Source organism: Janthinobacterium sp. J1-1, assembly GCF_030944405.1.
Taxonomy (GTDB): Bacteria; Pseudomonadota; Gammaproteobacteria; order Burkholderiales; family Burkholderiaceae_D; genus Janthinobacterium.
In genome coordinates this window covers 1,977,451-2,001,855 of sequence record NZ_CP132339.1, presented here as the reverse complement: position 1 = coordinate 2,001,855, position 24,405 = coordinate 1,977,451, and the positions used below count along the sequence as shown (strand labels likewise).

Sequence of the window (24,405 nt, the reverse complement as noted above, 5' to 3'; positions counted from 1 at the left end):
TGTTGGGTTTGCATAGCAAGCCACCACAAAGCATCATGACCAACACACTTCCCCCCGCCATCGCCATCATGGGCCCCACGGCCAGCGGCAAGACCGCCGCCGCGCTGGCCATCGCGCAAGTGATCCCGGCCGAGATCATTTCCGTCGATTCGGCGCTGGTCTACCGCGGCATGGATATCGGCACGGCCAAGCCGACGCCTGAAGAACTGGCGCAGGTACCGCACCACCTGATCGATATTATCGACCCGCTCGATGCCTATTCGGTGGCGCAGTTCCGCAACGACACCTTGCGCCTGGTGGCCGACATCACGGCGCGCGGCAAGCTGCCGTTGCTGGTCGGCGGCACCATGTTGTACTTCAAGGGCCTGACCGATGGCCTGGACGACCTGCCGGGCGCGGACGCGGCCCTGCGCGTGCAGCTGGAAGCGGACGCGGCCGCCATCGGCTGGCCCGCCATGCATGTGCGCCTGGCGCAGCTCGATACGCCCACGGCGGCGCGCCTGGCGCCGAACGACGCCCAGCGCATCGGCCGCGCGCTGGAAATCATCGCCCTGTCGGGCCAGCCCATGTCGGCCCTGCTGGCGCTGCGCGAAAAGACGGTGCTGCCGTTCCGGCTGCAGTCGTTCGCGCTGGAGCCGTCCGACCGCGCCGTGCTGCACGCGCGCATCGCCGCCCGTTTCGATACGATGCTGAAAGACGATGCCTTGCTCGACGAGGTGGAAGGATTGCGCCGGCGCGGCGACCTGCACCCAGGCCTGCCTTCCATGCGCTGCGTCGGCTACCGCCAGGCCTGGGATTACCTCGACGGGCGCATCGACCGCGCCGCGCTGCGCGAGACGGGCATTATCGCCACGCGCCAGCTGGCCAAGCGCCAGCTGACCTGGCTGCGCGCCATGCCCGACCGCATCGTCATCGATTGCCTGGGCAAGGATCCGGCCGGACAGATGCTGGCGCAGATCCAAACGTCCCTGAAATAAGACAGCGCGAAAAACCCACAGATTTTTTGCGGCCGGCATTGACAAGGAAAACGGAAGACTGGATAATGCTCGGCTGTTGGGTGATATAGCTCAGTTGGTTAGAGCACAGCATTCATAATGCTGGGGTCGGTGGTTCAAGTCCACCTATCACCACCAAAGAACATCGACCAGGTTTGTCCTGGTCAAAACGAGCATCCGGTCTGACCGGTCTGTTTGGTGATATAGCTCAGTTGGTTAGAGCACAGCATTCATAATGCTGGGGTCGGTGGTTCAAGTCCACCTATCACCACCAAGAATTTGCAGTAGTGAAAACCCGCTTTTGCCTCGCGCAACAGCGGGTTTTTTCATGGCCGCACACATTGTGTGCAGCCTGTACACAACATCTGCCTTGCCGGAGCAGTTTGAGGATTGTCTCCAGCCATGCTTACGGATTAAAATGAGAATAATTCTCATTTATTAAAATCCATGCTTTCTTCCCCGCCCACCCTGCAACAGCAAGTGCACGCGCTCTACAGCGAGCATCACGGCTGGCTGTATGGCTGGCTGCGCAAGAAACTGAGCTGTCCGCACAGCGCGGCCGACGTGGCGCAGGATACGTTTGTGCGCATTATCGCGTCGCGCGACGCGCTGTTCGGCATGCGCGAGCCGCGCGCCTATCTGTCCACCACGGCCAGGCGGTTGCTGGTGGACCGGGCGCGCCGGCAGCTGCTGGAACGCAGCTACCTGGCCGAACTGGCGCTGGTGATGGATGCGGCCGAAGGCGCACCGTCGCCCGACGAGATCCTGATGGCGGTGCAGGCGCTGGAACAGATTGCCGATGCGCTGGCCGGCATTCCGGCCAAGGCGCGCGAGGCGTTCCTGCTGCACTACCTGGACGAACAGCCGCAGGCGGCGGTGGCGCAGCAACTGGGCGTGTCGACCCGGATGGTGCAGAAATACTTGGTGCAGGCGCTGCTCGCCTGCCGCCAGGCCTCCCTGGCCATCCCGGCATGAAGGCCGCGCGCGCCGACACCATCGCCGAGCAGGCGGCGCACTGGATCGTCCAGCTGAGCGCCGATGACGAGCACGTGCGGGCGTCCGCCCGTGCCGGCTTTGCGGCCTGGAAGGCGCAAGACCCGCTGCATGCCAAGGCGGCCGCCGGCATGGAAAGCCTGCTGGGCCAGGTGCATGCCGTGCGCGGCCCGTCCGGTGGGGATGTGCGCCCGGCGCGCGCGGCGCTGGCGGCGATCGCGCCCAAACGCCGGCGCCATCTGGCGGCAGGCGTGGCCGCCGCCATGCTGGTGATGGCGGTGGCGGCGGGCCTGGCTGCCAGCGACCGCCCTGCTTATCTGCTGGCCGACCTGCGCAGCCCGACCGGCCAGTGGCGCACGCATACCCTGGCCGATGGCAGCCACCTCACCCTGGGCAGCGACACGGCCGTCAATCTGCGTTTCACCAACGGCGAGCGCCATCTGCAGCTGGTGCGGGGCGAGATCCTGGTCGACGTGGCGAAAGATGCGCGGCGCCCGTTTATCGTCGACAGCCGGCACGCCGCCCTGCGCGCGCTCGGCACGCGCTTCACGGTGCGCCAGCAGGATGATGCGACCATCCTCAGCATGATCGAATCGAAGGTGGCGGTGCAGCTGCCGCAGCACGCCACCACGGTGGTGGCGGCCGGCCAGCGCGCGCGCATCACGCCCAATGGTGTGGGGCCGTTGCAAACGTTTGACGCGGCCAGCCTGCAGGACGCCTGGCGCGCACACCAGCTGGTGGTGGACGACCGGCCGCTGCCCGAGGTGCTTGACGAGCTGGCGCGCCACCGTCCGGGCCAGCTGCGCTACGACCGCGCGCAACTCGCGCATATCCGCGTGGCGGCCGTGCTGCCGCTGGACGACACGGACCAGGCGCTGCAGCTATTGCTCGACAATTTCCCGCAGCTGCGCGTGCGCATGCTGACGCGCTATCTGGTGATGGTCGACGCGCCGCCTCAAAAAAAATAATTGGCCGCACAGGTTCGTGTAGTCGCTTCTCGCGCGTCAAGGCAGCTGAGATCATTCACAAAAGGCTGTCACCATGTCCGTTACCACTCCATTCCCGCGCACGCTCAATACGCGTCTGCGTCCGCTGGCCGTCGCCGCCCTGCTGCTCGCCTGCGCCGCCACGCAATTGCCGGCCCAGGCCCAGTCGTCGCCTGCCGCCATCAGCTACACGATACCCGCCGGTCCGCTGGCCGGTGCCCTGAACCGCTACGCCCAGCAGTCCGGCGTGGCCATCGTGATCGACGCGGCCAAGGTGCAGGGCTTGAGCACCGCCGGCCTGCAAGGCAGCTACAGCGTCGACGAAGGCTTTGCGGTGCTGCTGCGCGGCAGCGGCTACGCCATCGGCAAGACGCCGACCGGCTATGTGCTGGTGGCCGCACCGGCGACCCCGGCATCGGCTGCCGTGTCGTCCACGACAGCGGCAGACCGCACCATGCCGTCGATTACCGTCGTCGGCCAGCTGGAACAGGGCGCCACCACCGAAGGCAGCGGCTCGTACACGGCGCGCAAGATCACGCTGGGCAAGGGCGAACAGGCCATGAAGGACATGCCGCAATCGGTCAGCGTGCTGACGCGCCAGCGCCTCGACGACCAGGGCATCACGGATTTGCGCGAAGCCGTCAACAATGTCACCGGCGTGGTCGGCGTGCATGGCGTGGGCCCGGGCGTGGTGATCACCTCGCGCGGCTTCCAGATCGATCAATGGCAATACGACGGCGTGCCGATCGACCGCAATACCTATGCACTGGGCAACTGGGGCCAGGAAAACATGGTCATCTATGACCGCCTGGAAGTACTGCGCGGCGCATCCAGCCTGCTGGAGGGCACGGGCAGCCCGGGCGGCTCCGTCAACCTGGTGCGCAAGCGTCCGCTGGCCGGCCGCCAAGCCAGCGTGATGGCGCGCGCCGGTTCCTGGGACCACTACAATGGCCAGGTCGACGTCAGCAGCCCCTTGAACGCGGACGGCAGCCTGCGCGGGCGCGTGATCCTGGACCAGGACGACACACACTCATTCATCGACCAGGTATGGAGCAAGACGCGCACTGCCTACGTGGCGCTCGACTATGACCTGACGCCCGCCACCACCTTGGGCCTGGCCGCCAACCATGTCGACAGCCGCGGCCGCCCGACCTTCATCGGCGTGGGCCGCTATGCCGACGGCAGCGAACTGGGCTTGCCCCGCTCGACCTACACGGGCGCCGACTGGAACCGCAGCAAGGTCGAACAGAACACCGTGAGCGCGGACCTGGAACACCATCTCAACAGCCAGTGGACCTTCAAGACCTCCGCGCTGGCCACCAATGAAACCACCGGCTCGACCCACCAGCGCATGGCCGGCACCATCAAGGCCGATGGCAGCGGTTCGATGTATGGCGATTTCTCCACCGATTTCGAGAACCGCAAGCGCGGCATCGACGCCTACCTGCGCGGCCATTACAACGGCCTGGGCATCGCCCAGGAAGTGGTGGTCGGCGCCAGCTACACCACCTTCCATTCCAACGACCGCCTGGCGCGCGCCTGGACCCAGGGTGCGCAGATCTTCAATATCGACCATCACCGCCCATGGCAGGACTTCGACACCATCGCCGCGCGCGGCATGACCAGCTACAGCACCTATGACATGCGCCAGAAGGGGCTGTACGGCAGCTGGAACGGCCAGTTGACGAACAAGTTGAAAGCCGTGCTGGGCGGGCGTTTCAGCTGGTATGACTTCGTGTATGCGACCAGCGACTACCGCGACACCACCGATGTGTCGGCCAAGTTCAGCCCGACGGCGGGCCTGATCTACGCGCTCACGCCGCAATGGAATGCCTATGCCAGTTATGCCGGCGTATTCCAGCCGCAGACCAACCTCAGCGCGGCCGGCGCCGTGCTGAAACCGATCACCGGCGACAGCTACGAAGCGGGCGTGAAAGGCGAACTGCTGGACGGTAAAGTGAACACCTCGCTGGCCGTGTTCCGCTACGAGCACAAGAACCGCGCCGTGACCGACTACGACGCCGGCTTTGCCTGCGACGGCTGGTACTGCTCGCGCGCCTCGGGCAAGGTGCGCAGCCAGGGCCTGGAGACGGAAGTATCGGGTGAAGTGGCGCCCGGCTTGCAGCTGTCGGCCGGCTACGCCTACACCACGACCACCTACCTCGACGACCCCGACAACCAGGGCCAGGTCTTCTCGACCTGGACGCCGAAGCACATGCTGCGCCTGTGGTCCGGCTACTACACCCTGCCCGGCAGCTGGAACAAGCTCAATGTGGGCGCCGGCGTGACCATGCAAAGCCACACGCTCGACTATGGCCGCACGTTCGACGTGGCCGGCTTCTCGCTGTGGAGCGCGCGCCTGGCGTACCAGGCCACGCCGCAGCTGTCGCTGGCGGTCAACGTCAACAACCTGTTCGACAAGCGCTACGTGATCCCGTCGTACAACGACACGGGCGGCAACAACCATTTCGGCGACCCGCGCAATGTGCAGGTGACCTTGAAGTACACGCCAAAGTGGTAAGCCGGAGAGCATGAAAAAACCGCCAGTTCATCAGATGAACTGGCGGTTTTTTTCAAGCATGCAGGACTACTGGTACATCACTCCCACGCTTCCTTGCCCGGACGCGGTTTGCCCACCAGCAGCAAGGCGCCCAGGGTCAGCAAGGCTGCCAGGGTCAGGTAATAACCCACATACTGCAGGCCGTAGTTGGTGCCCAGCCAGGTGGCGATATACGGCGCCAGCGAGGCGCCCAGGATGCCGGCCAGGTTGAAGGTCAGCGAGGCGCCCGTGTAGCGCACTTCCGGCGGGAACAGTTCCGACAGCATGGTGCCCAGCGGGCCGTAGGTCATGCCCATCAGGCCCAGGCCGACGGCCATGAACACGGTCACTTCCCAGGTCACGCCCGAACCGAACATGGGTGCCAGCACCAGGCCGAAGACGGCGATGGCGACCGAGACCCAGATCAGGGTCGTGCGGCGGCCGCGGCGGTCGGCCAGGATGGCGGAAAATGGTATCGTCAGCGCAAAGAACAGCACGGCGAACAATTGCACGATCAGGAATTCCTTGCGCGTGAAGCCCAGCTTGGTGGTACCCCAGCTCAATGCGAACACCGTCATCAGGTAGAACAGGACGAAGGTGGCCAGCGCCACGATGGTGCCCAGGAACAGCATGCGGCCGTGCTGGCGGAACACGGTGGCCACCGGCAGTTTGACGCGCTCGTTCTTGTCGAGCACTTTCTGGAAGTCCGGCGTTTCCGTGATCTTCAAGCGCACATACAGGCCGACGATCACCAGCAGCGCGCTGGCCAGGAAGGGAATGCGCCAGCCGTAGCTGAAGAACTGCTCTTCGGTCAGGGTTTCGCTGAGCAGCAGGAAAATGCCGCCCGACAGGAAAAAGCCGATCGGTGCGCCCAGCTGCGGGAACATGCCGTACCAGGCGCGCTTGCCCGGTGGCGCGTTTTCCGTCGCCAGCAGTACCGCGCCGCCCCATTCACCACCGAGGCCCAGGCCCTGGCCGAAGCGGCACAGCGCCAGCAGCAACGGCGCCAGCGTGCCGATCGCGGCATAGGTCGGCAGCAAACCGATGATGACGGTGGAAATACCCATCGTCAGCAAGGCCGCCACCAGGGTCGCCTTGCGGCCGATGCGGTCACCGTAGTGGCCGAACACGGCCGAGCCGATCGGGCGCGCGAAAAAGGCGATGGCGAAGGTGGCCAGCGACTGCAGCACGGCGGCCGACGGGTCGCCGGCGGGGAAGAACAGTTTCGGGAACACCAGCACGGCGGCGGTGGCGTAGATATAGAAGTCGAAGAACTCGATGGTGGTGCCGATCAGGCTGGCGAACAGCACCGTGCGCGGTGAATTCTTCTTTGGTGCATTGCTCGTGGTATTACTCCGCGTATAACTCATGTACTGCGCTCCTTGGGGAGGGTGTCTAAAGGCCATTCTCTGGATGTTTGTTCAGGCAGCAGCACGGCGCGTTGTCTCGACGCGTCGCTGGCATATCATAGCCGCGCGCGCAGGCGTTTGCTGCGCATTTGCTAATAAATGTGCAAACAAAAAACAACGGTTTTCATTGCCGTAGCGAACTGTCGGCAACGCGCGTCAACGCGCCGTGATAGTGACTGATCAGAGTAACAACGGTCGTGCGCCTTCCGGTTTTCCGGGGCACGGCAGGAAGGGCGTCAGGGGATGAGGACGTGTGTCAGCGCCCGGCTATTGCCAGGCATTTCCGTACCAGACCCGCGCGTGGCATCGCGGCATCGGTCATTTGTGGTGAATCCTTGCCTGCGGCCGCTCGCGGTGTAGCGGGCCGTGATGATCGCGCCAGCATCCGGTGAAGGATGCGGTTGATCTTGCTGTATGGTTTCATGATACGCGCAGTGGTGCACTGCGGCAAGAAAGTTGTTTAGGGTCAGCCCCTCAATGCCGCTAACTCATAGGCTTGCGCCAACGCTCGCGGGGGTCTGACCCTGGATTTCACTTGCTCAGAGATCAATCAACCCCATCGCCTGCCCGATCTCGCGGCTGTCGAGCGGACGCACCAGGCGCGCCACTTCCTGGCCGTCCCTCAGGAAAACCAGGGTCGGCCACAGCTTGACCTTGAACGAGCGGCCCAGCGCGCGGCCGCTGCCGTCTTCCACGCGCAGGTGCGGCAGGTCGGGGTGCTGTTCGAAGGCAGCCGCCAGCGGCGCATCGGTGGCGCGGCAGTGACCGCACCAGCCGGTGCCAAATTCCAGCACGGTAGCGCCCGGCAAGGCGTCGATCTCGGCACGCGTGGGCTGGGCCACGGCATAAGTGTTGCTCATCATCGCTGTCTCCTTGAAAAAAGCCCGCCCGATGAGCATGCATCAGGCGGGCTGGCGGCGCTGTGCGGCAGGCCGCTTTTACACCACCTTGAGGCGCAGTTCGCCCAGGCCCGTGATGGTCCCTGCCAGTTCGTCGCCACGCCGCACCGCCGCCACGCCGGCCGGCGTGCCGGTGTAGATCAGGTCGCCCGGCTGCAAGGTAAAGTACTTCGACAGGTCGGCGATGGTTTCGGCCACGTTCCAGATCAGCATGTCGATGGTGCTGCTCTGGCGCACGGCGCCATTGACCTGCAGGGTAATCGCCGCGCGGCCGATATCGCCGGCCTGGGCGGCTGGCGTGATGGGGCCGATCGGTGCCGACTGTTCAAAGGCCTTGCCCGTATCCCAGGGACGGCCCAGTTTTTTGGCCGCGCCTTGCACGTCGCGGCGCGTCATGTCCAGGCCGATGGCATAGCCCCACACGTGTTCGAGAGCGCCTTCCACGGCGATCTCGCTGCCGCCCTTGCCGATCGCCACCACCAGTTCCATCTCGTGCTGGAAATCGTCCGTTTGCGCAGGGTACGACAGCTCGCCGGTCGTGCCAGCGGCCACCGGCAGCACCGCGTCGGCCGGCTTCATGAAGAAGAACGGCGCCTCGCGGCCCGTGTGGCCCATTTCCTTGGCGTGATCAACATAGTTGCGGCCCACGCAATAGATGCGGTGGACGGGAAACAGCGCGTCCTGCCCGCTAACGGGCACGGCGGCCTGCACGGGCGCGGCGAAAACATACGACATGGTCTCTCCTGGAAAAAATCGGTAAAAAAATGGCAGCCATTACGCTGCCATTTCCTGGATGCCTATTCTACGACGTTTGCCTTATTTCAGCAGGCCCGAACGGCTCGGGTCCGGCATGCGGATGGCGACGATGAACGAGATCAGGCACATGACGGTCACGTACCAGTAGAAATACTCTTCCACGTGCCAGGCCTTGAACTGCAGCGCCACGTATTCGGCCGAACCGCCGAACATGGCGTTGGCCACCGCATACGACAGGCCCACGCCCAGCGCACGCACTTCGACCGGGAACATCTCTGCCTTGATCAGGCCGCTGATCGAGGTATAGAAGCTGATGATGGCCAGCGCGATGATGATCAGGCCAAACGCCGCGTACGGGCTGCTGATGTCTTTCAGGGCATGCATGATCGGCAGCACGCACAGGGTGGCCAGGCCGCCGAAGAACAGCATCGAGGTGCGGCGGCCGATACGGTCCGACAGGGCGCCGAAGATGGGTTGCAGGATCATGTAGACCAGCAAGGCGCAAGTCATCACGGCGCTGGCCGTCTTGGTGTCCATGCCGGCCGTGTTGACCAGGTATTTCTGCATGTAGGTGGTAAAGGTGTAGAACACCAGCGAACCGCCGGCCGTAAAGCCCAGCACGGTGATAAACGCGCGCTTGTGCTTGAGCAAGCCGCGCAGGCTGCCCGCGTCCTTGTCCTTGCGCTCGCTGGCGGTGGTGGTTTCCGTCAGGGATTTACGCAGGTTCAGCGACACCAGTGCGGCCAGGGCGCCGAACACGAACGGGATGCGCCAGCCCCAGGCACGCAGTTCTTCCAGGGTCAGCAGTTGCTGCAGGATCACCAGTACCAGCAGGGCCAGCAATTGGCCGCCGATCAGGGTCACGTACTGGAACGAGGCAAAGAAGCCGCGCTTGCCCGATTCCGACACTTCGCTCATGTAGGTGGCGCTGGTGCCGTATTCGCCGCCGACCGACAAGCCCTGGAACAAACGCGCCACCAGCAGCAGGAAGGGCGCGAAGGCGCCGATGGTGTCGTAGGTGGGCATGACGGCGATCATCAGCGAGCCGCCGCACATCATCAGCACGGAAATCATCATCGACTGGCGGCGGCCGTATTTGTCGGCGATGCGGCCAAACAGCCAGCCGCCGACCGGACGCATCAGGAAACCGGCGGCAAAGATGCCGGCCGTTTGCAGCAGCTGCGTGGTCGGGTTACCGGAAGGGAAAAAGGCGTGCGAGAAATACAGGGCACAGAAGGAATAAATGTAGAAGTCGAACCATTCCACCAGGTTGCCGGAAGAGGCGCCGATAATGGCCTTGATGCGTTGTTGCGATGTCAGCTGCGAAACGTCATGCGGTGTGTCTTGTGTCATATGAGTCTTCTTGTTCGTGTAAAAAAACCAACGCCAACCCGGGGTTGCGGGGCTGGCTTTACATCATACGCGCTGAAAACGCGCTGTGCGGCCGCCTGTCATACGCATAAATACGTATGGCAGGCAATACGCCGAAAGAACGATTACACCCGTTCCAATACCAGCGCGATGCCCTGGCCGACGCCGATGCACATGGTGCACAGCGCGTAGCGGCCACCGGTGCGGTGCAGCTGGTTGACGGCCGTCATGGCCAGCCGTGCGCCCGAAGCGCCCAGCGGATGGCCGAGCGCAATCGCGCCGCCGTTCGGGTTGACGCGCGGATCGTCGTCGCGCACGCCCAGCTGGCGCAGCACGGCCAGGCCCTGTGCGGCAAACGCTTCGTTCAGCTCGATCACGTCGAAATCCGCCATGGTGAGGCCCGTCATGGCCAGCACTTTCAGGGTGGCGGGCGCCGGGCCGATGCCCATGATGCGCGGCGCCACGCCGGCGGTCGCCATCGCCACCACGCGCGCGCGCGGCGTCAGGCCATGGCGGGCGGCGCTCGCTTCGTCGGCCAGCAGCATCGCCACCGCGCCGTCGTTGACGCCGGAAGCATTGCCGGCCGTCACGGTGCCGTCAGGACGCACCACGGGTTTGAGTTTCGCCAGCGTTTCCAGGGTGGTGGCGCGCGGGTGTTCGTCGCGATTGACGATGATCGGGTCGCCCTTCTTTTGCGCGATGGTGACCGGGCAGATTTCGCTGTCGAACACGCCGGCCTGCTGCGCCGCCAGGGCCTTGGTTTGACTGGCCAGCGCCATCAGGTCCTGGTCGGCACGGCTGATGCCAAAGTCGGTCGCCACGTTTTCCGCCGTTTCCGGCATCGAGTCGACGCCGTACTGGGCTTTCATCAAGGGGTTGACGAAGCGCCAGCCGATGGTGGTGTCTTCCATTTTCATGCCGCGCGAAAAAGCGCTGTCGGCCTTGCCCATCACGAACGGCGCGCGGCTCATGCTTTCCACGCCGCCGGCGATCATCAGGCCCGCTTCGCCGCTCTTGATAAAGCGCGCGGCGCTGCCGACCGCGTCCAGGCCCGAGCCGCACAGCCGGTTCAGGGTGGCGCCCGGCACCGAGATGGGCAGGCCGGCCAGCAAGGCCACCATGCGCGCCACGTTGCGATTGTCTTCGCCGGCCTGGTTGGCGCTGCCGTACAGCACGTCGGTGACGGCGTCCCAGTCGACGTTCGGATTGCGCGCCATCAGGGCGCGGATCGGCACGGCGCCCAGGTCATCGGCGCGCACGCCGGACAAGGCCCCGCCGTAGCGGCCGAAGGCAGTGCGCTGGGCGTCACAAATAAAAGCTGCGGTCATGTTACTTTCCTCCAAGAAAGGGTACAAAAAAATCAGCGGGCGTCGGCCAGGGCGACCGGTGTCAGGGCCTGCAATTGTTCAAAGCTCAGACCATCGACCAGTTCAATCACGCTGGCGCCCTGCGGCCCCAGGTCGATCACGGCCAGGTCGCTGTAGATGCGGCTGACGCAGCCAACGCCGGTCACGGGATAGGTACAGGCCTGCACCAGCTTGCTGTCACCGGCCTTGGTCAGCAATTCCATCATGACCCAGGTTTTTTTCGCGCCGATGGCCAGGTCCATGGCGCCGCCGACGGCCGGAATCGCGTCCGGGGCGCCCGTATGCCAGTTGGCCAGGTCGCCGGTGGCGGACACCTGGAAGGCGCCCAGCACGCAGATGTCGAGGTGGCCGCCGCGCATCATGGCAAAGCTGTCGGCGTGGTGAAAATAGCTGCCGCCGGGCAGCAGGGTGACGGGCTGCTTGCCCGCATTGATCAGGTCGTAGTCTTCCTCGCCGGGCGCGGGCGCCGGACCCATGCCGATCACGCCGTTTTCGCTGTGCAAAATGATTTCGGCGCCGGCCGGCAGGTGGTTGGCCACCAGGGTCGGCAAGCCGATGCCCAGATTCACGACTGCGCCTTCATGGATGTCCGCCGCCACGCGGGCCGCCATCTGGTCTCGATTCCATTTGTTCATGCTGGTTTCCTTCAGGAAGCTTTGAAGCCGGCCGGGCCGGTGGCGGTGCGCGGCACTTGCACGATGCGCTGCACGAACAGGCCGGGCGTGATCACGTGTTCGGGATCGATGGCGCCCAGTTCGGCCACCTCGTGCACGGAGGCGATGCTGACCTTGGCGGCCATGGCCATGATGGGACCGAAGTTGCGCGCCGTCTTGCGGTAGGTGAGATTGCCCCAGCGGTCGCCCTGTTCGGCCTTGATCAGCGCGAAGTCGGCGTGGATCGGCGACTCGAACACATACATGCGGCCGTCGATCTCGCGCGTTTCCTTGCCCTTGGCCAGTTCGGTGCCATAGCCGGTGGGCGTAAAGAAGCCGCCGATGCCGGCGCCGGCGGCGCGGATGCGCTCGGCCAGGTTCCCCTGCGGCACCAATTCGAGTTCCAGCTTGCCGGCGCGGTACAAAGCGTCGAACACGTGCGAATCGGCCTGGCGCGGAAACGAGCAGATGATCTTGCGCACTTGCCCGTTTTTCAGCAGCGCGGCCAGGCCGGTGTCGCCATTGCCCGCATTGTTGTTGACGATCACCAGGTCGCGCGCGCCATGGGCGATCAGGCCGTCGATCAGCTCGGCCGGCTGGCCGGCGCCGCCGAAGCCGCCAATCATGACGGTGGCGCCATCGTGGATATCGGCCAGCGCCTCAAGCACGCTGGTACGGAGTTTATCGATCATGCGCTGTCTCCTGGTTGGAATCCGTGAAATTTGTTCTTTAGACGAACAATTATTCGTATTTAGAACATATTCATGAGAATATGCCTGTTCGCCGTGCTTGTCAATTTGCCGTTCGTGACTAAGGCATGGCTATAATTGCCACCTTGATCAACTGGAATGCCCATGAACCAGCCCAGCACGCCCCTTCTCACCACCGAAGAAACCCCGCGCCCCGGCGACAGTTATGTGCAATCGTTCGCGCGCGGGCTGGCCGTGCTGCGCAGCTTTGGTGCCGAGGCGCCGCAGCAAACCCTGAGCGACGTGGCAGAACGGGCGCAGCTGACGCGGGCCGGCGCGCGGCGCATCCTGCTGACCTTGCTGCAACTCGGTTATGTGGAAGCGGACGGCCGGCTGTTCCGGCTGACGCCGAAAGTGCTGGACCTTGGCTACGCCTATCTGTCCTCCTTGCCCGTGTGGACCCAGGCCCAGCCGCTGCTGGAGGAATTGATGCAGGCGCTGCGCCAGTCGTGCTCGGCCACCGTGCTCGACGGCGACGATATCGTCTACGTGGTGCGGCTGTCGGCGCACCGCACCATGTCGATCAACCTGGGCATCGGCAGCCGCCTGCCCGCCTACTGCACCTCGATGGGCCGCGTGCTGCTCTCAGGCCTGGCGCCCGACGCATTGCGCGCGCGGCTGTCGAAGATGGCGCTATTGAAAATCACGCCGGCCACCAAAGTCGATATCGAGGCACTGATGGAAGAGATCGCCCAGGTACGGCGCCAGGGCTGGTGCCTGGTGCAGGAAGAACTGGAACAGGGATTGATCGCGCTGGCCGCGCCCGTATTTGACCGGGCTGGCCATGTGGTGGCGGCGATCAATGTCAGCGGCCAGACGGCGGGGCCGTCGGTGGCGCAACTGATGGAACACAGCTTGCCGAAACTGCTGGAGACGGCAAGCCGGGTCAGTGCCTTGGTACGCGTGCAGCAATAGTTATTTTTTAAACTTGGCACATGGATCGGGCCGCGGCTGCGCCGGCATGGTCTGCGTCATGTCGAAGGCGCCCGGATAGCTGCTGCCCGGCTCCAGGTAGCCGATGGTGCGCACATTGAGCTCCGGGTCGGCCAGTTTCAGCCAGCGCGGCACGCCGATGTCCTTGCGCACATGGCCATTGCCGGCAAACAGCACCACGCCGCGCGGCGCCTGGTCGCGGATCACCTTGGCCATCCAGATATCGCGCGCCACCTGGGCGTCGACCATGCCGCCTATCATCATGTCGGGCAGCATGCCGCAATGGCCATCCTGGATTTCCTTCTTTTGCGCTGCGAGGATGTCGGCCGGCACGGGCGCGGCCAGGTAGGTGCTGACCATGGCCGGCGTCATCGACCATTTCACGCCATCGCGCACGGTGCGCGAGGCATCAGAGCGCGACAGGTTGGCGGCGATCAGCGGCAACTGGTAGCTGATGACGAGGTCGAGCACCGGGCGGTACAAGCTCCAGTCCCAGCGCGGCTGTTCCATCACGCGGATGATGCACTCGGGATCGGCGCAATCGCGGGCCGCGCGCGTCAGCAGGGGCTGGGTTTCGCGGTCGAACTGTTCCATAGCAATCGCAGGACGCCAGCCGGCGGCGACCCGGCGATGCAATTCCTCGAAACGCAGGCGGTGGCCCTGGGCATTGTCGTGCACTTCGCCCAGCAGCAGCACTTGCGGATTGGGCAGGCTGTCGGCCACCGGCACGGGCGCCGGCGGCGGCGACTTTTTCAGCAAGCCACCGCAGGCGGCCAGCGCCAGCACGCCGCACAACAGGGTGGCGCGCGTGGCGGTACGCGCGATGGCGCGGAAGGTGATGGTCTTCATGGTCGGGGATTCCTGGAATGGCGATGCGCCAGATTGTACCGTCTCAGGCGCGGGTGCGAGCAGCTTTGCGGCGTTCCAGCGCTTCGAAGATCAGCATGCCCACCAGCATGGCGCATGCAAAAATCCACGCCTGCGGCAACAAGGTCAGCAGCGATACCAGCACCGGCCCCGGGCAAAAGCCGGCGATGCCCCAGCCAGCGCCAAAAGCCAGGCTGCCCAGCAGCAAGCGGCGGTCGATGCCTTGCGCGGTGGGCAACTGCATGGCATCGCCCAGCAAGGCCGTGCGGCGCCGCCGCGCCAGCCAGAAGGCGGGCATGGCCACCAGGATGGCGCCACCCATCACCAGCGCCAGCGAGGGGTCCCAGCTGCCGGCCAGGTCCAGGAAAGCGAGCACCTTGGCCGGATTGCTCATGCCGGAGATCAACAGGCCGATGCCGAACACCAGGCCACTGAACAGGGAAAACAGCAGTCTCATGTGTCAACCCAGGGCATGGCGCAACAGATACACGGTGACAAAACCGGCCGCCATGAAGGCGCTGGTGGCCGCCAGCGAACGGCCGGACCAGCGCGACAGGCCGCACACGCCATGGCCGCTGGTGCAGCCGGCGCCATAGCGCACGCCCAGCCCGACCAAGAGGCCCGCCACGATCAAGGCGGGCGTGCCGGCGCCAATGTGCACCGCCGGCAGCGCATGGAACAAGCGATACAGCAAGGGGCTGGCCAGCAAGCCGGCCAAAAAGACCAGGCGCCAGGCCACGTCACCGTGGCGCGGACGCAGCAGGCCACCGGCAATGCCGCTGATGCCGGCGATGCGGCCATTAAACAGGATCAAGATGGCGGCGGCCAGGCCGATCAGCATGCCGCCGGCCAACGAGGCTAAAGGTGTGAACTGCTGCCAGGCGATCTGCATGGCGTCAGTCCGCTTCGTCGTTGAACAGCGGCCGCGGCGTGCAAAATTGCACGTACAGCACCTGCAGCACCGCCAGCACGGCGGCGCTGGCGACACGATAATAGATTTGCTTGCCGTCGCGGCGGGTGGCGACCAGCATGTCTTCGCGCAGCACGCCCAGCTGCTGCGACAGGCTCGGCTGGCCGATGCCGGTCTTCTGTTCCAGGTCGCTGACGCAATGCTCGCCATGCGACAACTGGCACAGCAGCATCAGGCGGTCGGCATTGCCCATCGCCTTCAGCAGCGAACTGGCCTTGTAGGCGGACGCGCGCATGGCGTCGAGATTCAATTGCATCGATGTATCAGGTGCTTGCAGCGTTTCCATCATGCCCTCCCACAGGCGCGGTCGTCATCAGCGAGCCGCCAAGCGGACGGCCCTGGAACAATATACTAATCGATATAGTGTTTTCCTGCTGCCACGCGCGCCAAAAAAACAACAGCGTTTTTTTCCAGCCATAGCGCAGGCATCCGGTTTGACATCTGACGATAGCAAAATAGCTATCAAAATACTAAATATTCGTAACCAGAAGCAAATATCAATATAAAAATCATCACGATTTGTGGTCTAATATTGATATGCCATAACAGCGGATGGTTCACGATGCCGCAGGCAGCCAGGGGAACAAGATGAAAATGCATCACATCGCAGGAACGGCCTTGATGGCCATGCTGGGCATGCTGCCGGCCCAGGCTGGAGTGGCGGCGCAGGATAGCGTGATGCGCGATGATACCGTGCGCATCACCGACACGCCGCCATGGCGCGAAGCGGACTTGCCGCCTGCGCGCCCGCTGGCTGGCCCGCAGGTGCCAACGTCAACACCGCACTGGAGCCTGGCCGGCAACGCGCGTCGCGGCCCCCATCCGGCCGCGCCGGCGCGGCAGGCCAATGTCATCAAGCCCGTGCCGGAGACCAGCATGTACTCGATGCTGCTGGTGGGCCTGGGTTTGCTGGCGCTATGCGTACCGCGCGACAAGCAGGAAAAGTTCGACCAGGGCCGCTGAGCGCGCCTTACGGCGCCGGCGCAAAGTCGTACGTGAAATCATAGTAATGCTTGCCGTTTTCGATGCGGATCGCCAGCTTGCCCTGCAAGCCCTGCAAGGCATCGGTGCCCGTGTCCGGCACCACCGTCACCGACAAGGTGGGCGCGCCACGCGTCATGGTGCCGCTGTGCTGCAAATAAAACGATCCCTGGCGCCCGTCCAGGCTGCCCTGCACCCGTTCCAGCGCCACATAACCGGCCGAGCCCGGCTCGCTGGCGCGCACGCTGAGCATTTCGCCGTGGCCGCTGGCATCCAGCGGCCCGTGATAGCGCTTGTCGAGCGACATGCGCCCCAGTCCCGATTGCGCGGCCGTGGCCGACAGCGCTTCGGGGGCCATCGTGACGTCAAATAGTCCGCTGATCTGTGGCATGCCGTCTCCTGTACTGAAATAAGTGGAAAGTAGATCACGCTGCCGTTGCCGGTCCGTTCAGCAAGGCAGCGAGTTTATGCATGGTGGCCCAGTTGCGCGAAGTCACGCCGTCGCCCAGCAGTATGCCGAGCGCGGCCACCACCTTGCTGGCCAGCACACCATCGGGACACCAGGCATACGCGGCCCAGTTGCCGACGGCCAGCGCTTCCGGTTGCCAGGGCTGGCCCAGCAGCGGCGCCAGGCGCGCGGTGTCGGCCGGCTTGTTCAGCACCAGCGCCAGCAGCCGCGCCGGGTCACTCGACGGCGCCAGGGTATTTTGCGCCATCAGTTCGCCGAACTGGCCGGCCGACAATACCGTCACCCGCGCGGCCACGCCCAGTTTCAGCACCAGCGCTTCCTCGATGCGCGTGGCCGAGGTGGCCGGCGGCACGCCGTCAGCCTCGAACACGGCATTGCCGCTGTTGAGGACGGTGCGCACCTCGCCGTAGCCCAGGTCGGCCAGCAGCTTGCGCAGGTCGGCCATCGCCACGCGCTTGGCGCGGCCGACATTGATGCCACGCAGCAATGCCACCTGCCGCTCATTGTGTTCGATCGCCATGCCCTTCTCCTTTGCTGTGCGCCAATGGCGTCACGCGCGGCAGGCGCAACAGAAAAGTGGCGCCCTGGCCCAGCGTGCTGCTGACCGTGATGGTGCCGCCAAATTGCTTGGCAATCAAGTTGAACACGATATTCAAACCGAGACCGGTGCCGCCCTGGCCGCGCCGCGTGGTGACAAACGGGTCGAACACGCGTTCCAGCAGGTCGGGCGCAATGCCGCGGCCATTGTCGCGCACCTGCATGATGATCCACTCCGCCCTGGCGTCCGGTTCCCCCTCCGCGTTTCCGTCCGCCTCGCAGCGCACGCCGATATGGATGGTGCCGGCCGTGTCGGGGTCGAACGCGTGCTCGACGCAATTGAGGACCAGGTTGGTCAGCACCTGCGCCAGCGCGCCGGGGTAGCTGTCGAACTCGATGCCGGACGGGCAGTCGATGATGACTTCGCTGCGGGTCTTTTTCAAGGTCGGCTGCAGGCTGTCCATCACTTCGACGATATACGCGCGCAACTCGAACGCGCGGCGTGCCTCGCTGACCTGATCGACGGCGATCTGCTTGAAGCTGTGGATCAGGTGCGCGGCGCGGTAGGCATTGTTCATGATCAGGCGCGAACTTTCGCTGGCCGTTTCCAGGTAGCGCACGATATCGGTCTTCTTGATATTGCCGGTGGCCACCGCCGCGCCGATATGGTCGGTCGCCTCCTTCAGCACCGAGGCGCTGGTCAGCGCGATGCCGACCGGCGTATTGATTTCATGCGCCACGCCGGCCACCAGGCTGCCCAGCGAGGCCAGCCGTTCGGACTGCAGCAGGGATTCCTGGGTGCGGCGCAAATCCATCATGGCCTGCGCCGTTTCCTGCTGCGAGCGGCGCGCCGCGTCTTCGGCATGGCGCGTGCGCTCGATAATCGATTTCAGCTTGCGCTGCACCGCATTGAAGCCGCGGATCACGTCGCCCAGTTCATCGCGCCGGTTTTCCGGCAATTCCTCGACCTCGTCGCTGCCGCGCGTGGCCAGGTCGAACAGGCCGTCGCGCAACTGGCGCAGCGGTCCGAAGACGATGCGCAGGCTCAGGCCCAGCGCCACCACCAGGATCACGTCGAGCAGCAGCACTTCGATCACCTTGCGCCGCACTTCGCCGTGCAGCGCCGCATCGATCTGCTCGCGGCTGAAATTGACCACCACCTTGCCCACGATTACCGGCGTGCCGCCGCTGGCGGCGGCCACCGCGTCGCGAAACACCAGCGGCGCCTCGATCGCCGTGCCGCCCATCGCCCCATCGCGCACCAGGGGCGCCAGCGCGCCGCTGGTGTCGCGCATTTCGCCGGCGAACAGCCCCACCGACGCGTCGTACACGCGGATGCCGACCAGTTCCGGCGGCAGCATTTCGGCCGCGACGATGCTGTCGACCTTGGTTTTGTCGAGGTCCCACAGGGCCGAGGGCAAGCTGGTCTGCAAGCGCGTCAGCACGCCGCTGCGCAAGCGTGTGCTGCCCGCTTCGAGTTCCTTGCTGAGAGTATATTGGGTATAACTGCCGGAAATGCCGAGCACCAGGGTAACGATGACGATGAAAAGCAAGGTCAGCCGGACTTGGATACGTACCATCAAACAACACTCCCAGGGCCTGGTCTGGCGGCCCGCGGCGCGGGCATGGAGACGTCAGACACCGTGAAATGTACGGTATGGCCTGCAGATTGGCAAGAATAAGCGGGATTTACAGCAAACGCGCCCCAGGCGTAGCATGGCTGCGGAATCACCCGGGGCCACAAAGGGTTAATTGCGCCACGGCAATGGTAATATCGTGCATCACAGGAGGAGTCGTCATGGCGGTCACGCATCAACATTTACCCTTGGACCAGGTCCGTCCGGGCATGATCTTGTCCGATGTGCTGCTCGATGCACACGGGCAAGTCCTGCTGCCGCAAGGCGCGGTCCTGACGGAAAACATGCTGTCGCTGATGCCGCGCCACGGCATCGACATGCTGCCCATCGCCGCGCCCGGCATGTCGCCGGAAGAGCAAGCAAAGCAGCAGGAAGCGCACCGCGCGCGGCTGGACTATCTGTTCCGCAAGTATGACCCCGACCATCCCGCCGACGCGGCCACCAGCATGCTGCACAGCTATGTCAGCAGCTACCGACTGGGAGCACAGGCATGAACCCCGGCCAGGCCCAGCTGACGGCCGACGATATCGTGGCCCATCTCGACGACCTGCCGTCGCTGCCGGTGGTGGTGATGGAATTGCTCAACAGCATAGACCAGGAAGACGTCGATATTTCCGTGCTGGCGAAAAAAGTATCGTATGACCAGGCGCTGACGGCCAAGACCCTGCGCCTGGCGAACTCGTCGCAATACGGCCTGCAGGTCAAGGCGACCACCATCCAGCAGGCGATCACCTACCTGGGCTTCCAGACCACGCGCAGCCTGATCATGTCGGCGGCGATTACCGGCTGCTTTCCGGAAGGGCGCTGCGCGGGGTTTGACGACAAGGAATTCTGGCGCCACTCGGTGGCCACCGCCGCCTGCGCCAAGGTGCTGGCGCGGCAGATCCGCTTCAACCAGGATTACGCGTTTACGGCCGGGCTGTTGCACAATATCGGCCGCCTGGTGCTGGTATCGAGCTTTCCGGAACAGTATGCGCAAGTGATCGCGTACCGCACCGAACACGATTGCACCGTGCTCGAAGCCGAGCGCACGGTGCTGGGCGTGGACCATGTACAGGCCGGCGTGGCGCTGGCCGAGCGCTGGAATTTTTCCGACACCATGCGCCTGGCGATCGGCAACTATCCGACGCCGGAAGCGCCGGGCGCCGGTTTCCTGGCCGCCCTGATCCATGTGGCCAACGCCATCGTCTGCGCGCTGGATCTGGCGCAGGCCGGCGACGACATGGTGCCGCAGGTGTCGCTGGTGGCGTGGAATGCGCTGGGGCTGTCGGAAGAAACGTATTTGCAGCTGTTCCGCGAAACCGAGCTGCGCTATGACGAAATCACGGCCGCCCTGCTGAATCAGGCAGGCTGAATAAGGCAGGCTGATCAATAGCGGGCACGCAAACGCAAACGGCTCGCGCCGCAAGGCGAAAGCCGTTATCCGTACTGCAGGGTCCCATGCCGCCCGCTTGCCGCTGGAGCGTGGCCGCCTGCAGCGCTGCAAGCGTCACGCTCAGCGCCCAGGCGCCACATCAGTGATGCGCGTAATTCGATTCTTTTGCATCACCGCGCTCTTCCGCTTTTGGACGGCCTTGGGCGTCCGACAGGCGGTACTTGGTGCGGCGGTCGCCCATCAGGTCGCGCAGGTCACGGATGCTCATGCCCGTCACTTCGTGCATGCGGATCAGCAGCGAGGCGCCGACCGGCAAGCGGTGGTGGCGGATCTTGCTGATGACCGGTGGCGCCACTTCCAGCAGACGCGACAAGGCTGCATCGTTTTTCAGCTGCATCTTACTCAGCAAAATGTCGAGCAGGTGGTTGGGGTTGTAGCTTTCTTGAGATGCCAGTGCATGATGTGCCATGATTTTTCCTCGTCTGGTGAATGTTGAAAATAATGCCGATCTGAACTTAAGGCTGGCTTAGAGTGTTTCAAAAGAACGCGGTCCCAGCCTTTCCCTCCCCTCAATCCCCTACACTCGATAATCCGAATGAATTGCATATAAGGCAATATACTAGTTCAAACCGCCAGCACTCGCGCGCAACGCAACCCTCACGATTGTTAAATATCAATCAAGCTGCTGGTTGCCTTTGCAACGATGCCATTTCAACACATTAGGATGCGAACCGGCCGCACACTAGGCTTTGCAGCAACTTGTTACAAATCAATGGTGACACACGGCAATGGTTGCCTTTGCACCCAACTGGCTCGCCCCTGCCCGGGGGCAAGCGCGCCATGGCCCGGCGCGGCAATTTACGTTAAACTATCGCCTGACCGCAGCTTGCCTGCCGCCGCACGACCCGGCCCGAGACGTACCAGCACCTGTACCGCGCCCGCGCCCGCTCTGCGCAGCATCCACCCCCGCACCCATTACCGCTAAAGCGCCTGACTCCATGCAGAAAAAAGTATTCATTAAAACCTTCGGCTGCCAGATGAACGAGTACGACTCGGACAAGATGGCCGACGTGCTGGGCGCCTCCGATGGCCTGGTGCGTACCGACACGCCGGAAGACGCCGACGTGATCCTGCTCAATACCTGCTCGGTGCGTGAAAAGGCGCAGGAAAAAGTGTTTTCGGACCTGGGCCGGCTGCGCGAACTGAAGCTGGCCAACCCCAACCTGCTGATCGGCGTGGGCGGCTGCGTGGCCTCGCAGGAAGGCGACGCCATCGTCAAGCGCGCGCCGTATGTCGACATGGTGTTCGGCCCGCAAACCCTGCACCGCCTGCCGCAGATGATGGAACTGCGCCGTTCGAGCGGCGCCGCGCAGGTCGACATCAGCTTTCCGGAAATCGAAAAATTCGACCATCTGCCACCGGCCAAGGTCGACGGCGCCTCGGCCTTCGTGTCGATCATGGAAGGCTGCAGCAAATACTGCAGTTACTGCGTGGTGCCGTACACGCGCGGCGAGGAAGTGTCGCGCCGCTTCGAAGACGTGCTGACGGAAGTGGCGGGCCTGGCCGCCCAGGGCGTCAAGGAAATCACCCTGCTGGGCCAGAACGTGAACGCCTACCGCGGCGTGATGGAAGGCGGCGAGATCGCCGACTTCGCACTGCTGCTCGAATACGTGGCCGATATTCCCGGCATTGCGCGCATGCGCTTCGTCACCAGCCATCCGAAGGAGTTTACCCAGCGCCTGATCGAAGCCTATGCCAAGATCCCGCAGCTGGTCGACCACCTGTACCTGCCGGCCCAGCACGGCTCCGACAAGATCCTCGGCGCCATGAAGCGCGGCTACACGGGGCTGGAATACAAGTCCATCATCCGCCGCATCCGCGCCGTGCGCCCGAACATGGCGATCTCGTCGGACTTCATCGTGGGATTCCCGGGCGAGACGCAAGCCGACTTCGACGCCATGATGAAACTGATTCTTGATGTCGGTTTCGACAACAGCTACAGCTTCATCTTCAGCAAGCGCCCCGGCACGCCGGCCGCCAACCTGGAAGACGACACGCCGCATGAAGTGAAACTGGCCAGATTGCAGCAGCTGCAGGCGGCCATCGACGCCAATACGCGCAAGTACAGCCTGGCGATGGTCGGCACGGTGCAGACCATCCTGGTCGAAGGCCGCTCGAAGAAGGACACGATTGATCGCGAACTGCAAGGCCGCACCGAGAACAACCGCGTGGTCAATTTCGACGCCGGCCCCGATGGGCTGCACCTGATCGGCCAGCTGGTCGAGGTGCGCATCACCGAGAGCCATTCCTACACCCTGCGCGGCGAACTCGTCGCCGGCGCCACCGCATTGAAAAGAGCCAGTTGAAAACCAAAGCCCCGATCCAGCCGCACTACTTCATTCCCGAGCCGCTCGACAACACGCGCCTGGCGCATCTGTGCGGGCCGCTCGATGAAAACCTGCGCCAGATTTCCGCCGCCCTCGACGTGACGATCTTCCGCCGCGGCGAAAAATTCATCGTCGGCGGCAGCAACGCCGGGCGCGCCGTGGAAATCCTGGAACAGTTCTACGCCATCGCCAACAAGGTCGTGCCGCTGGAAGAAGTGCAGCTGGCCCTGGTGGAACAGCGCGCCGGCCTGTCGGCCGCGTCGGAACACCATGCGCACCAGGCCGACGCACCCGCGTCCACCTTTGTCGAACCCGATATCGCCAGCCCGGTGCTGAAAACGCGCCGCAGCGACCTGCGCGGGCGCACGCCGCACCAGATCGCCTACCTGCGCAGCATCCTCGAACACGACATCAGCTTCGGCGTGGGCCCGGCTGGCACCGGCAAGACCTATCTGGCCGTCGCCTGCGCGGTGGACGCGCTCGAACGCGACGCTGTCAAGCGCATCATTCTGACGCGCCCGGCCGTCGAAGCGGGCGAGCGCCTGGGCTTTTTGCCGGGCGACCTGGCGCAAAAGGTCGACCCTTACCTGCGCCCGCTGTACGACGCCCTGTACGACTTGCTGGGCTTTGACCGCACGCAAAAGCTGTTCGAGAAACAGGTGATCGAGATCGCGCCGCTGGCGTATATGCGCGGGCGTACCCTGAACCACGCCTTCGTGATTCTCGACGAGGCGCAGAACACCACCGTCGAACAGATGAAAATGTTTTTGACCCGCATCGGCTTTGGCAGCAAGGCCGTGGTGACGGGCGACGTGACCCAGGTCGACCTGCAGAAAAGCCAGAAGAGCGGCCTGATCGACGCCGTGCAGGTATTGAAGGACGTGCGCGGCATCGGCTTCACGCAATTTAACAGCACCGACGTGGTGCGCCACCCGCTCGTGGCGCGCATCGTCGACGCCTATGAAACGGCGCAGGCGGCCGATACCGACGCCACCATCGTCCCCCTATTGAAACCAGCTGCCGCCAAAAATGTCCGAAAAAAATAAACTGTCCCTGTCCGTGCAATACCCGGACACCCGCCTGGCCACCGTGATCACGCGCCCGAAGATCCGGCGCTGGGTCCAGGCGGCCCTGCTGGCGCCGGCCGAACTGACGATCCGCTTTGTCGATCTCGATGAAGGCCGTACCCTCAATCGCGACTACCGCGAAAAAGACTACGCCACCAATGTGCTGACGTTTGCCTACAACGAAGGCGAAGAGCTGAGCGACGACGAACCGACCCGCGCCGACATCATCCTGTGCACCGACGTGCTGGAAAAGGAAGCGCAGGAGCAACAGAAAAGCGTGGAAGAGCACACCGCCCACCTGATCGTGCACGGCGTGCTGCATGCCCAGGGATACGACCACATGGATGACGAGGAGGCGACCGAAATGGAAGATCTGGAAACGGAGATCCTGGCGACGCTGGGCATCGGCGACCCGTACGCGGACCAGAAGTAATCGCAAAGCCGGCACATGCCGGCTTTTTTACG

26 protein-coding genes and 2 tRNA genes are annotated in these 24,405 nt (G+C 64.1%); 13 read left to right on the top strand and 15 right to left on the bottom strand.

Translation table 11 applies throughout. From position 1 onward, the window contains the following. The first annotated feature begins 35 nt into the window (after positions 1-35). The 6 genes from miaA (at position 36) to Q8L25_RS09030 (ending at position 5,495) form a co-directional block, all read left to right on the top strand. On the top strand, positions 36-977 hold the full coding sequence (miaA, locus tag Q8L25_RS09055) for a tRNA (adenosine(37)-N6)-dimethylallyltransferase MiaA (protein ID WP_308924544.1): 942 nt from the start codon (positions 36-38) through the stop codon (positions 975-977). A gap of 79 nt (positions 978-1,056) precedes the next feature. Further along, positions 1,057-1,133 (top strand) — tRNA-Met (locus tag Q8L25_RS09050). Between the two features lie 59 nt (positions 1,134-1,192). Further along, positions 1,193-1,269, top strand: a tRNA-Met gene (locus Q8L25_RS09045). A gap of 173 nt (positions 1,270-1,442) precedes the next feature. Further along, complete coding sequence (locus Q8L25_RS09040; protein ID WP_308924543.1) at positions 1,443-1,970, top strand: sigma-70 family RNA polymerase sigma factor; 528 nt, start codon at positions 1,443-1,445, stop codon at positions 1,968-1,970. After that, positions 1,967-2,956: a FecR domain-containing protein gene (locus tag Q8L25_RS09035; protein WP_308924542.1), complete on the top strand. Its 990-nt coding sequence runs from the start codon at positions 1,967-1,969 to the stop codon at positions 2,954-2,956. Before Q8L25_RS09040 ends, Q8L25_RS09035 begins: the two co-directional genes overlap by 4 nt. A 73-nt stretch (positions 2,957-3,029) precedes the next feature. Then, entirely contained in the window at positions 3,030-5,495 is a 2,466-nt protein-coding gene (locus Q8L25_RS09030; RefSeq protein WP_308924541.1) for a TonB-dependent siderophore receptor, read from the top strand. A 77-nt stretch (positions 5,496-5,572) separates the two neighbouring features. Here Q8L25_RS09030 and Q8L25_RS09025 read toward each other — a convergent pair whose 3' ends face one another. The 7 genes from Q8L25_RS09025 to Q8L25_RS08995 form a co-directional block, all read right to left on the bottom strand. Further along, positions 5,573-6,883: an MFS transporter gene (locus tag Q8L25_RS09025; protein ID WP_308924540.1), complete on the bottom strand. Its 1,311-nt coding sequence runs from the start codon at positions 6,881-6,883 to the stop codon at positions 5,573-5,575. Between the two features lie 578 nt (positions 6,884-7,461). Then, positions 7,462-7,782: a thioredoxin family protein gene (locus Q8L25_RS09020; RefSeq protein WP_308925695.1), complete on the bottom strand. Its 321-nt coding sequence runs from the start codon at positions 7,780-7,782 to the stop codon at positions 7,462-7,464. A gap of 78 nt (positions 7,783-7,860) precedes the next feature. Beyond that, positions 7,861-8,556: a fumarylacetoacetate hydrolase family protein gene (locus tag Q8L25_RS09015; RefSeq protein WP_308924539.1), complete on the bottom strand. Its 696-nt coding sequence runs from the start codon at positions 8,554-8,556 to the stop codon at positions 7,861-7,863. An 81-nt stretch (positions 8,557-8,637) separates the two neighbouring features. Beyond that, on the bottom strand, positions 8,638-9,930 hold the full coding sequence (locus tag Q8L25_RS09010; protein ID WP_308924538.1) for an MFS family transporter: 1,293 nt from the start codon (positions 9,928-9,930) through the stop codon (positions 8,638-8,640). A gap of 143 nt (positions 9,931-10,073) precedes the next feature. After that, complete coding sequence (gene pcaF, locus Q8L25_RS09005) at positions 10,074-11,276, bottom strand: 3-oxoadipyl-CoA thiolase (protein WP_308924537.1); 1,203 nt, start codon at positions 11,274-11,276, stop codon at positions 10,074-10,076. A 32-nt stretch (positions 11,277-11,308) separates the two neighbouring features. Continuing rightward, positions 11,309-11,950, bottom strand: coding sequence for a 3-oxoacid CoA-transferase subunit B (locus Q8L25_RS09000; protein WP_308924536.1), 642 nt, complete (start codon positions 11,948-11,950; stop codon positions 11,309-11,311). An 11-nt stretch (positions 11,951-11,961) separates the two neighbouring features. Beyond that, positions 11,962-12,660: a 3-oxoacid CoA-transferase subunit A gene (locus tag Q8L25_RS08995; RefSeq protein WP_308924535.1), complete on the bottom strand. Its 699-nt coding sequence runs from the start codon at positions 12,658-12,660 to the stop codon at positions 11,962-11,964. Between the two features lie 162 nt (positions 12,661-12,822). Here Q8L25_RS08995 and Q8L25_RS08990 point away from each other — a divergent pair, with 162 nt between their 5' ends. Beyond that, a complete protein-coding gene (locus Q8L25_RS08990; RefSeq protein WP_308924534.1) occupies positions 12,823-13,632 on the top strand; it encodes an IclR family transcriptional regulator C-terminal domain-containing protein in 810 nt (269 codons plus the stop codon). Here Q8L25_RS08990 and Q8L25_RS08985 read toward each other — a convergent pair whose 3' ends face one another. Genes Q8L25_RS08985 through Q8L25_RS08970 form a run of 4 tightly spaced genes read right to left on the bottom strand, consistent with a single transcriptional unit; the run spans position 13,633 to position 15,743 of the window. Next, complete coding sequence (locus Q8L25_RS08985) at positions 13,633-14,499, bottom strand: ChaN family lipoprotein (RefSeq protein ID WP_308924533.1); 867 nt, start codon at positions 14,497-14,499, stop codon at positions 13,633-13,635. A gap of 43 nt (positions 14,500-14,542) precedes the next feature. Then, entirely contained in the window at positions 14,543-14,974 is a 432-nt protein-coding gene (locus Q8L25_RS08980; RefSeq protein ID WP_308924532.1) for a DUF6691 family protein, read from the bottom strand. A 3-nt stretch (positions 14,975-14,977) separates the two neighbouring features. Continuing rightward, the gene (locus tag Q8L25_RS08975; RefSeq protein ID WP_308924531.1) at positions 14,978-15,409 is read right to left on the bottom strand and encodes a YeeE/YedE family protein; all 432 of its coding nucleotides are present in this window, start codon (positions 15,407-15,409) and stop codon (positions 14,978-14,980) included. A gap of 4 nt (positions 15,410-15,413) precedes the next feature. Continuing rightward, the gene (locus tag Q8L25_RS08970) at positions 15,414-15,743 is read right to left on the bottom strand and encodes a metalloregulator ArsR/SmtB family transcription factor (protein ID WP_308924530.1); all 330 of its coding nucleotides are present in this window, start codon (positions 15,741-15,743) and stop codon (positions 15,414-15,416) included. 332 nt (positions 15,744-16,075) lie between these two features. Between Q8L25_RS08970 and Q8L25_RS08965 the strand changes: the two genes are divergently transcribed. Next, positions 16,076-16,450 (top strand): hypothetical protein, encoded by a 375-nt coding sequence (locus Q8L25_RS08965; protein ID WP_308924529.1) that lies wholly within the window; start codon positions 16,076-16,078, stop codon positions 16,448-16,450. 7 nt (positions 16,451-16,457) lie between these two features. On the opposite strand, the gene Q8L25_RS08960 is transcribed toward Q8L25_RS08965, so the two are convergent. From Q8L25_RS08960 to Q8L25_RS08950, 3 genes are read right to left on the bottom strand one after another with little or no spacing between them, the layout of a single operon-like run. Then, entirely contained in the window at positions 16,458-16,859 is a 402-nt protein-coding gene (locus Q8L25_RS08960) for a DUF3224 domain-containing protein (RefSeq protein ID WP_308924528.1), read from the bottom strand. A 34-nt stretch (positions 16,860-16,893) separates the two neighbouring features. After that, positions 16,894-17,457: a DUF1697 domain-containing protein gene (locus Q8L25_RS08955; RefSeq protein ID WP_308924527.1), complete on the bottom strand. Its 564-nt coding sequence runs from the start codon at positions 17,455-17,457 to the stop codon at positions 16,894-16,896. Continuing rightward, the gene (locus tag Q8L25_RS08950) at positions 17,438-19,054 is read right to left on the bottom strand and encodes an ATP-binding protein (RefSeq protein ID WP_308924526.1); all 1,617 of its coding nucleotides are present in this window, start codon (positions 19,052-19,054) and stop codon (positions 17,438-17,440) included. The genes Q8L25_RS08955 and Q8L25_RS08950 overlap by 20 nt, the downstream gene beginning before the upstream one ends. A 218-nt stretch (positions 19,055-19,272) precedes the next feature. Between Q8L25_RS08950 and Q8L25_RS08945 the strand changes: the two genes are divergently transcribed. Together Q8L25_RS08945 and Q8L25_RS08940 are read left to right on the top strand one after the other, a co-directional pair. Then, the gene (locus tag Q8L25_RS08945; RefSeq protein ID WP_308924525.1) at positions 19,273-19,605 is read left to right on the top strand and encodes a hypothetical protein; all 333 of its coding nucleotides are present in this window, start codon (positions 19,273-19,275) and stop codon (positions 19,603-19,605) included. Beyond that, complete coding sequence (locus Q8L25_RS08940; RefSeq protein WP_308924524.1) at positions 19,602-20,465, top strand: HDOD domain-containing protein; 864 nt, start codon at positions 19,602-19,604, stop codon at positions 20,463-20,465. Before Q8L25_RS08945 ends, Q8L25_RS08940 begins: the two co-directional genes overlap by 4 nt. A 160-nt stretch (positions 20,466-20,625) precedes the next feature. Here the strand turns inward: Q8L25_RS08940 and Q8L25_RS08935 are convergent, their stop codons facing one another. Then, on the bottom strand, positions 20,626-20,955 hold the full coding sequence (locus Q8L25_RS08935) for a hypothetical protein (RefSeq protein ID WP_308924523.1): 330 nt from the start codon (positions 20,953-20,955) through the stop codon (positions 20,626-20,628). Between the two features lie 529 nt (positions 20,956-21,484). Here Q8L25_RS08935 and miaB point away from each other — a divergent pair. Genes miaB through ybeY form a run of 3 tightly spaced genes read left to right on the top strand, consistent with a single transcriptional unit; the run spans position 21,485 to position 24,373 of the window. After that, positions 21,485-22,852, top strand: a complete 1,368-nt coding sequence (gene miaB / locus Q8L25_RS08930; protein ID WP_308924522.1) for a tRNA (N6-isopentenyl adenosine(37)-C2)-methylthiotransferase MiaB — start codon at positions 21,485-21,487, stop codon at positions 22,850-22,852. Beyond that, positions 22,849-23,919, top strand: a complete 1,071-nt coding sequence (locus Q8L25_RS08925; protein ID WP_308924521.1) for a PhoH family protein — start codon at positions 22,849-22,851, stop codon at positions 23,917-23,919. Before miaB ends, Q8L25_RS08925 begins: the two co-directional genes overlap by 4 nt. Further along, complete coding sequence (gene ybeY, locus Q8L25_RS08920) at positions 23,903-24,373, top strand: rRNA maturation RNase YbeY (RefSeq protein WP_308924520.1); 471 nt, start codon at positions 23,903-23,905, stop codon at positions 24,371-24,373. The genes Q8L25_RS08925 and ybeY overlap by 17 nt, the downstream gene beginning before the upstream one ends. Positions 24,374-24,405: the final 32 nt, after the last annotated feature.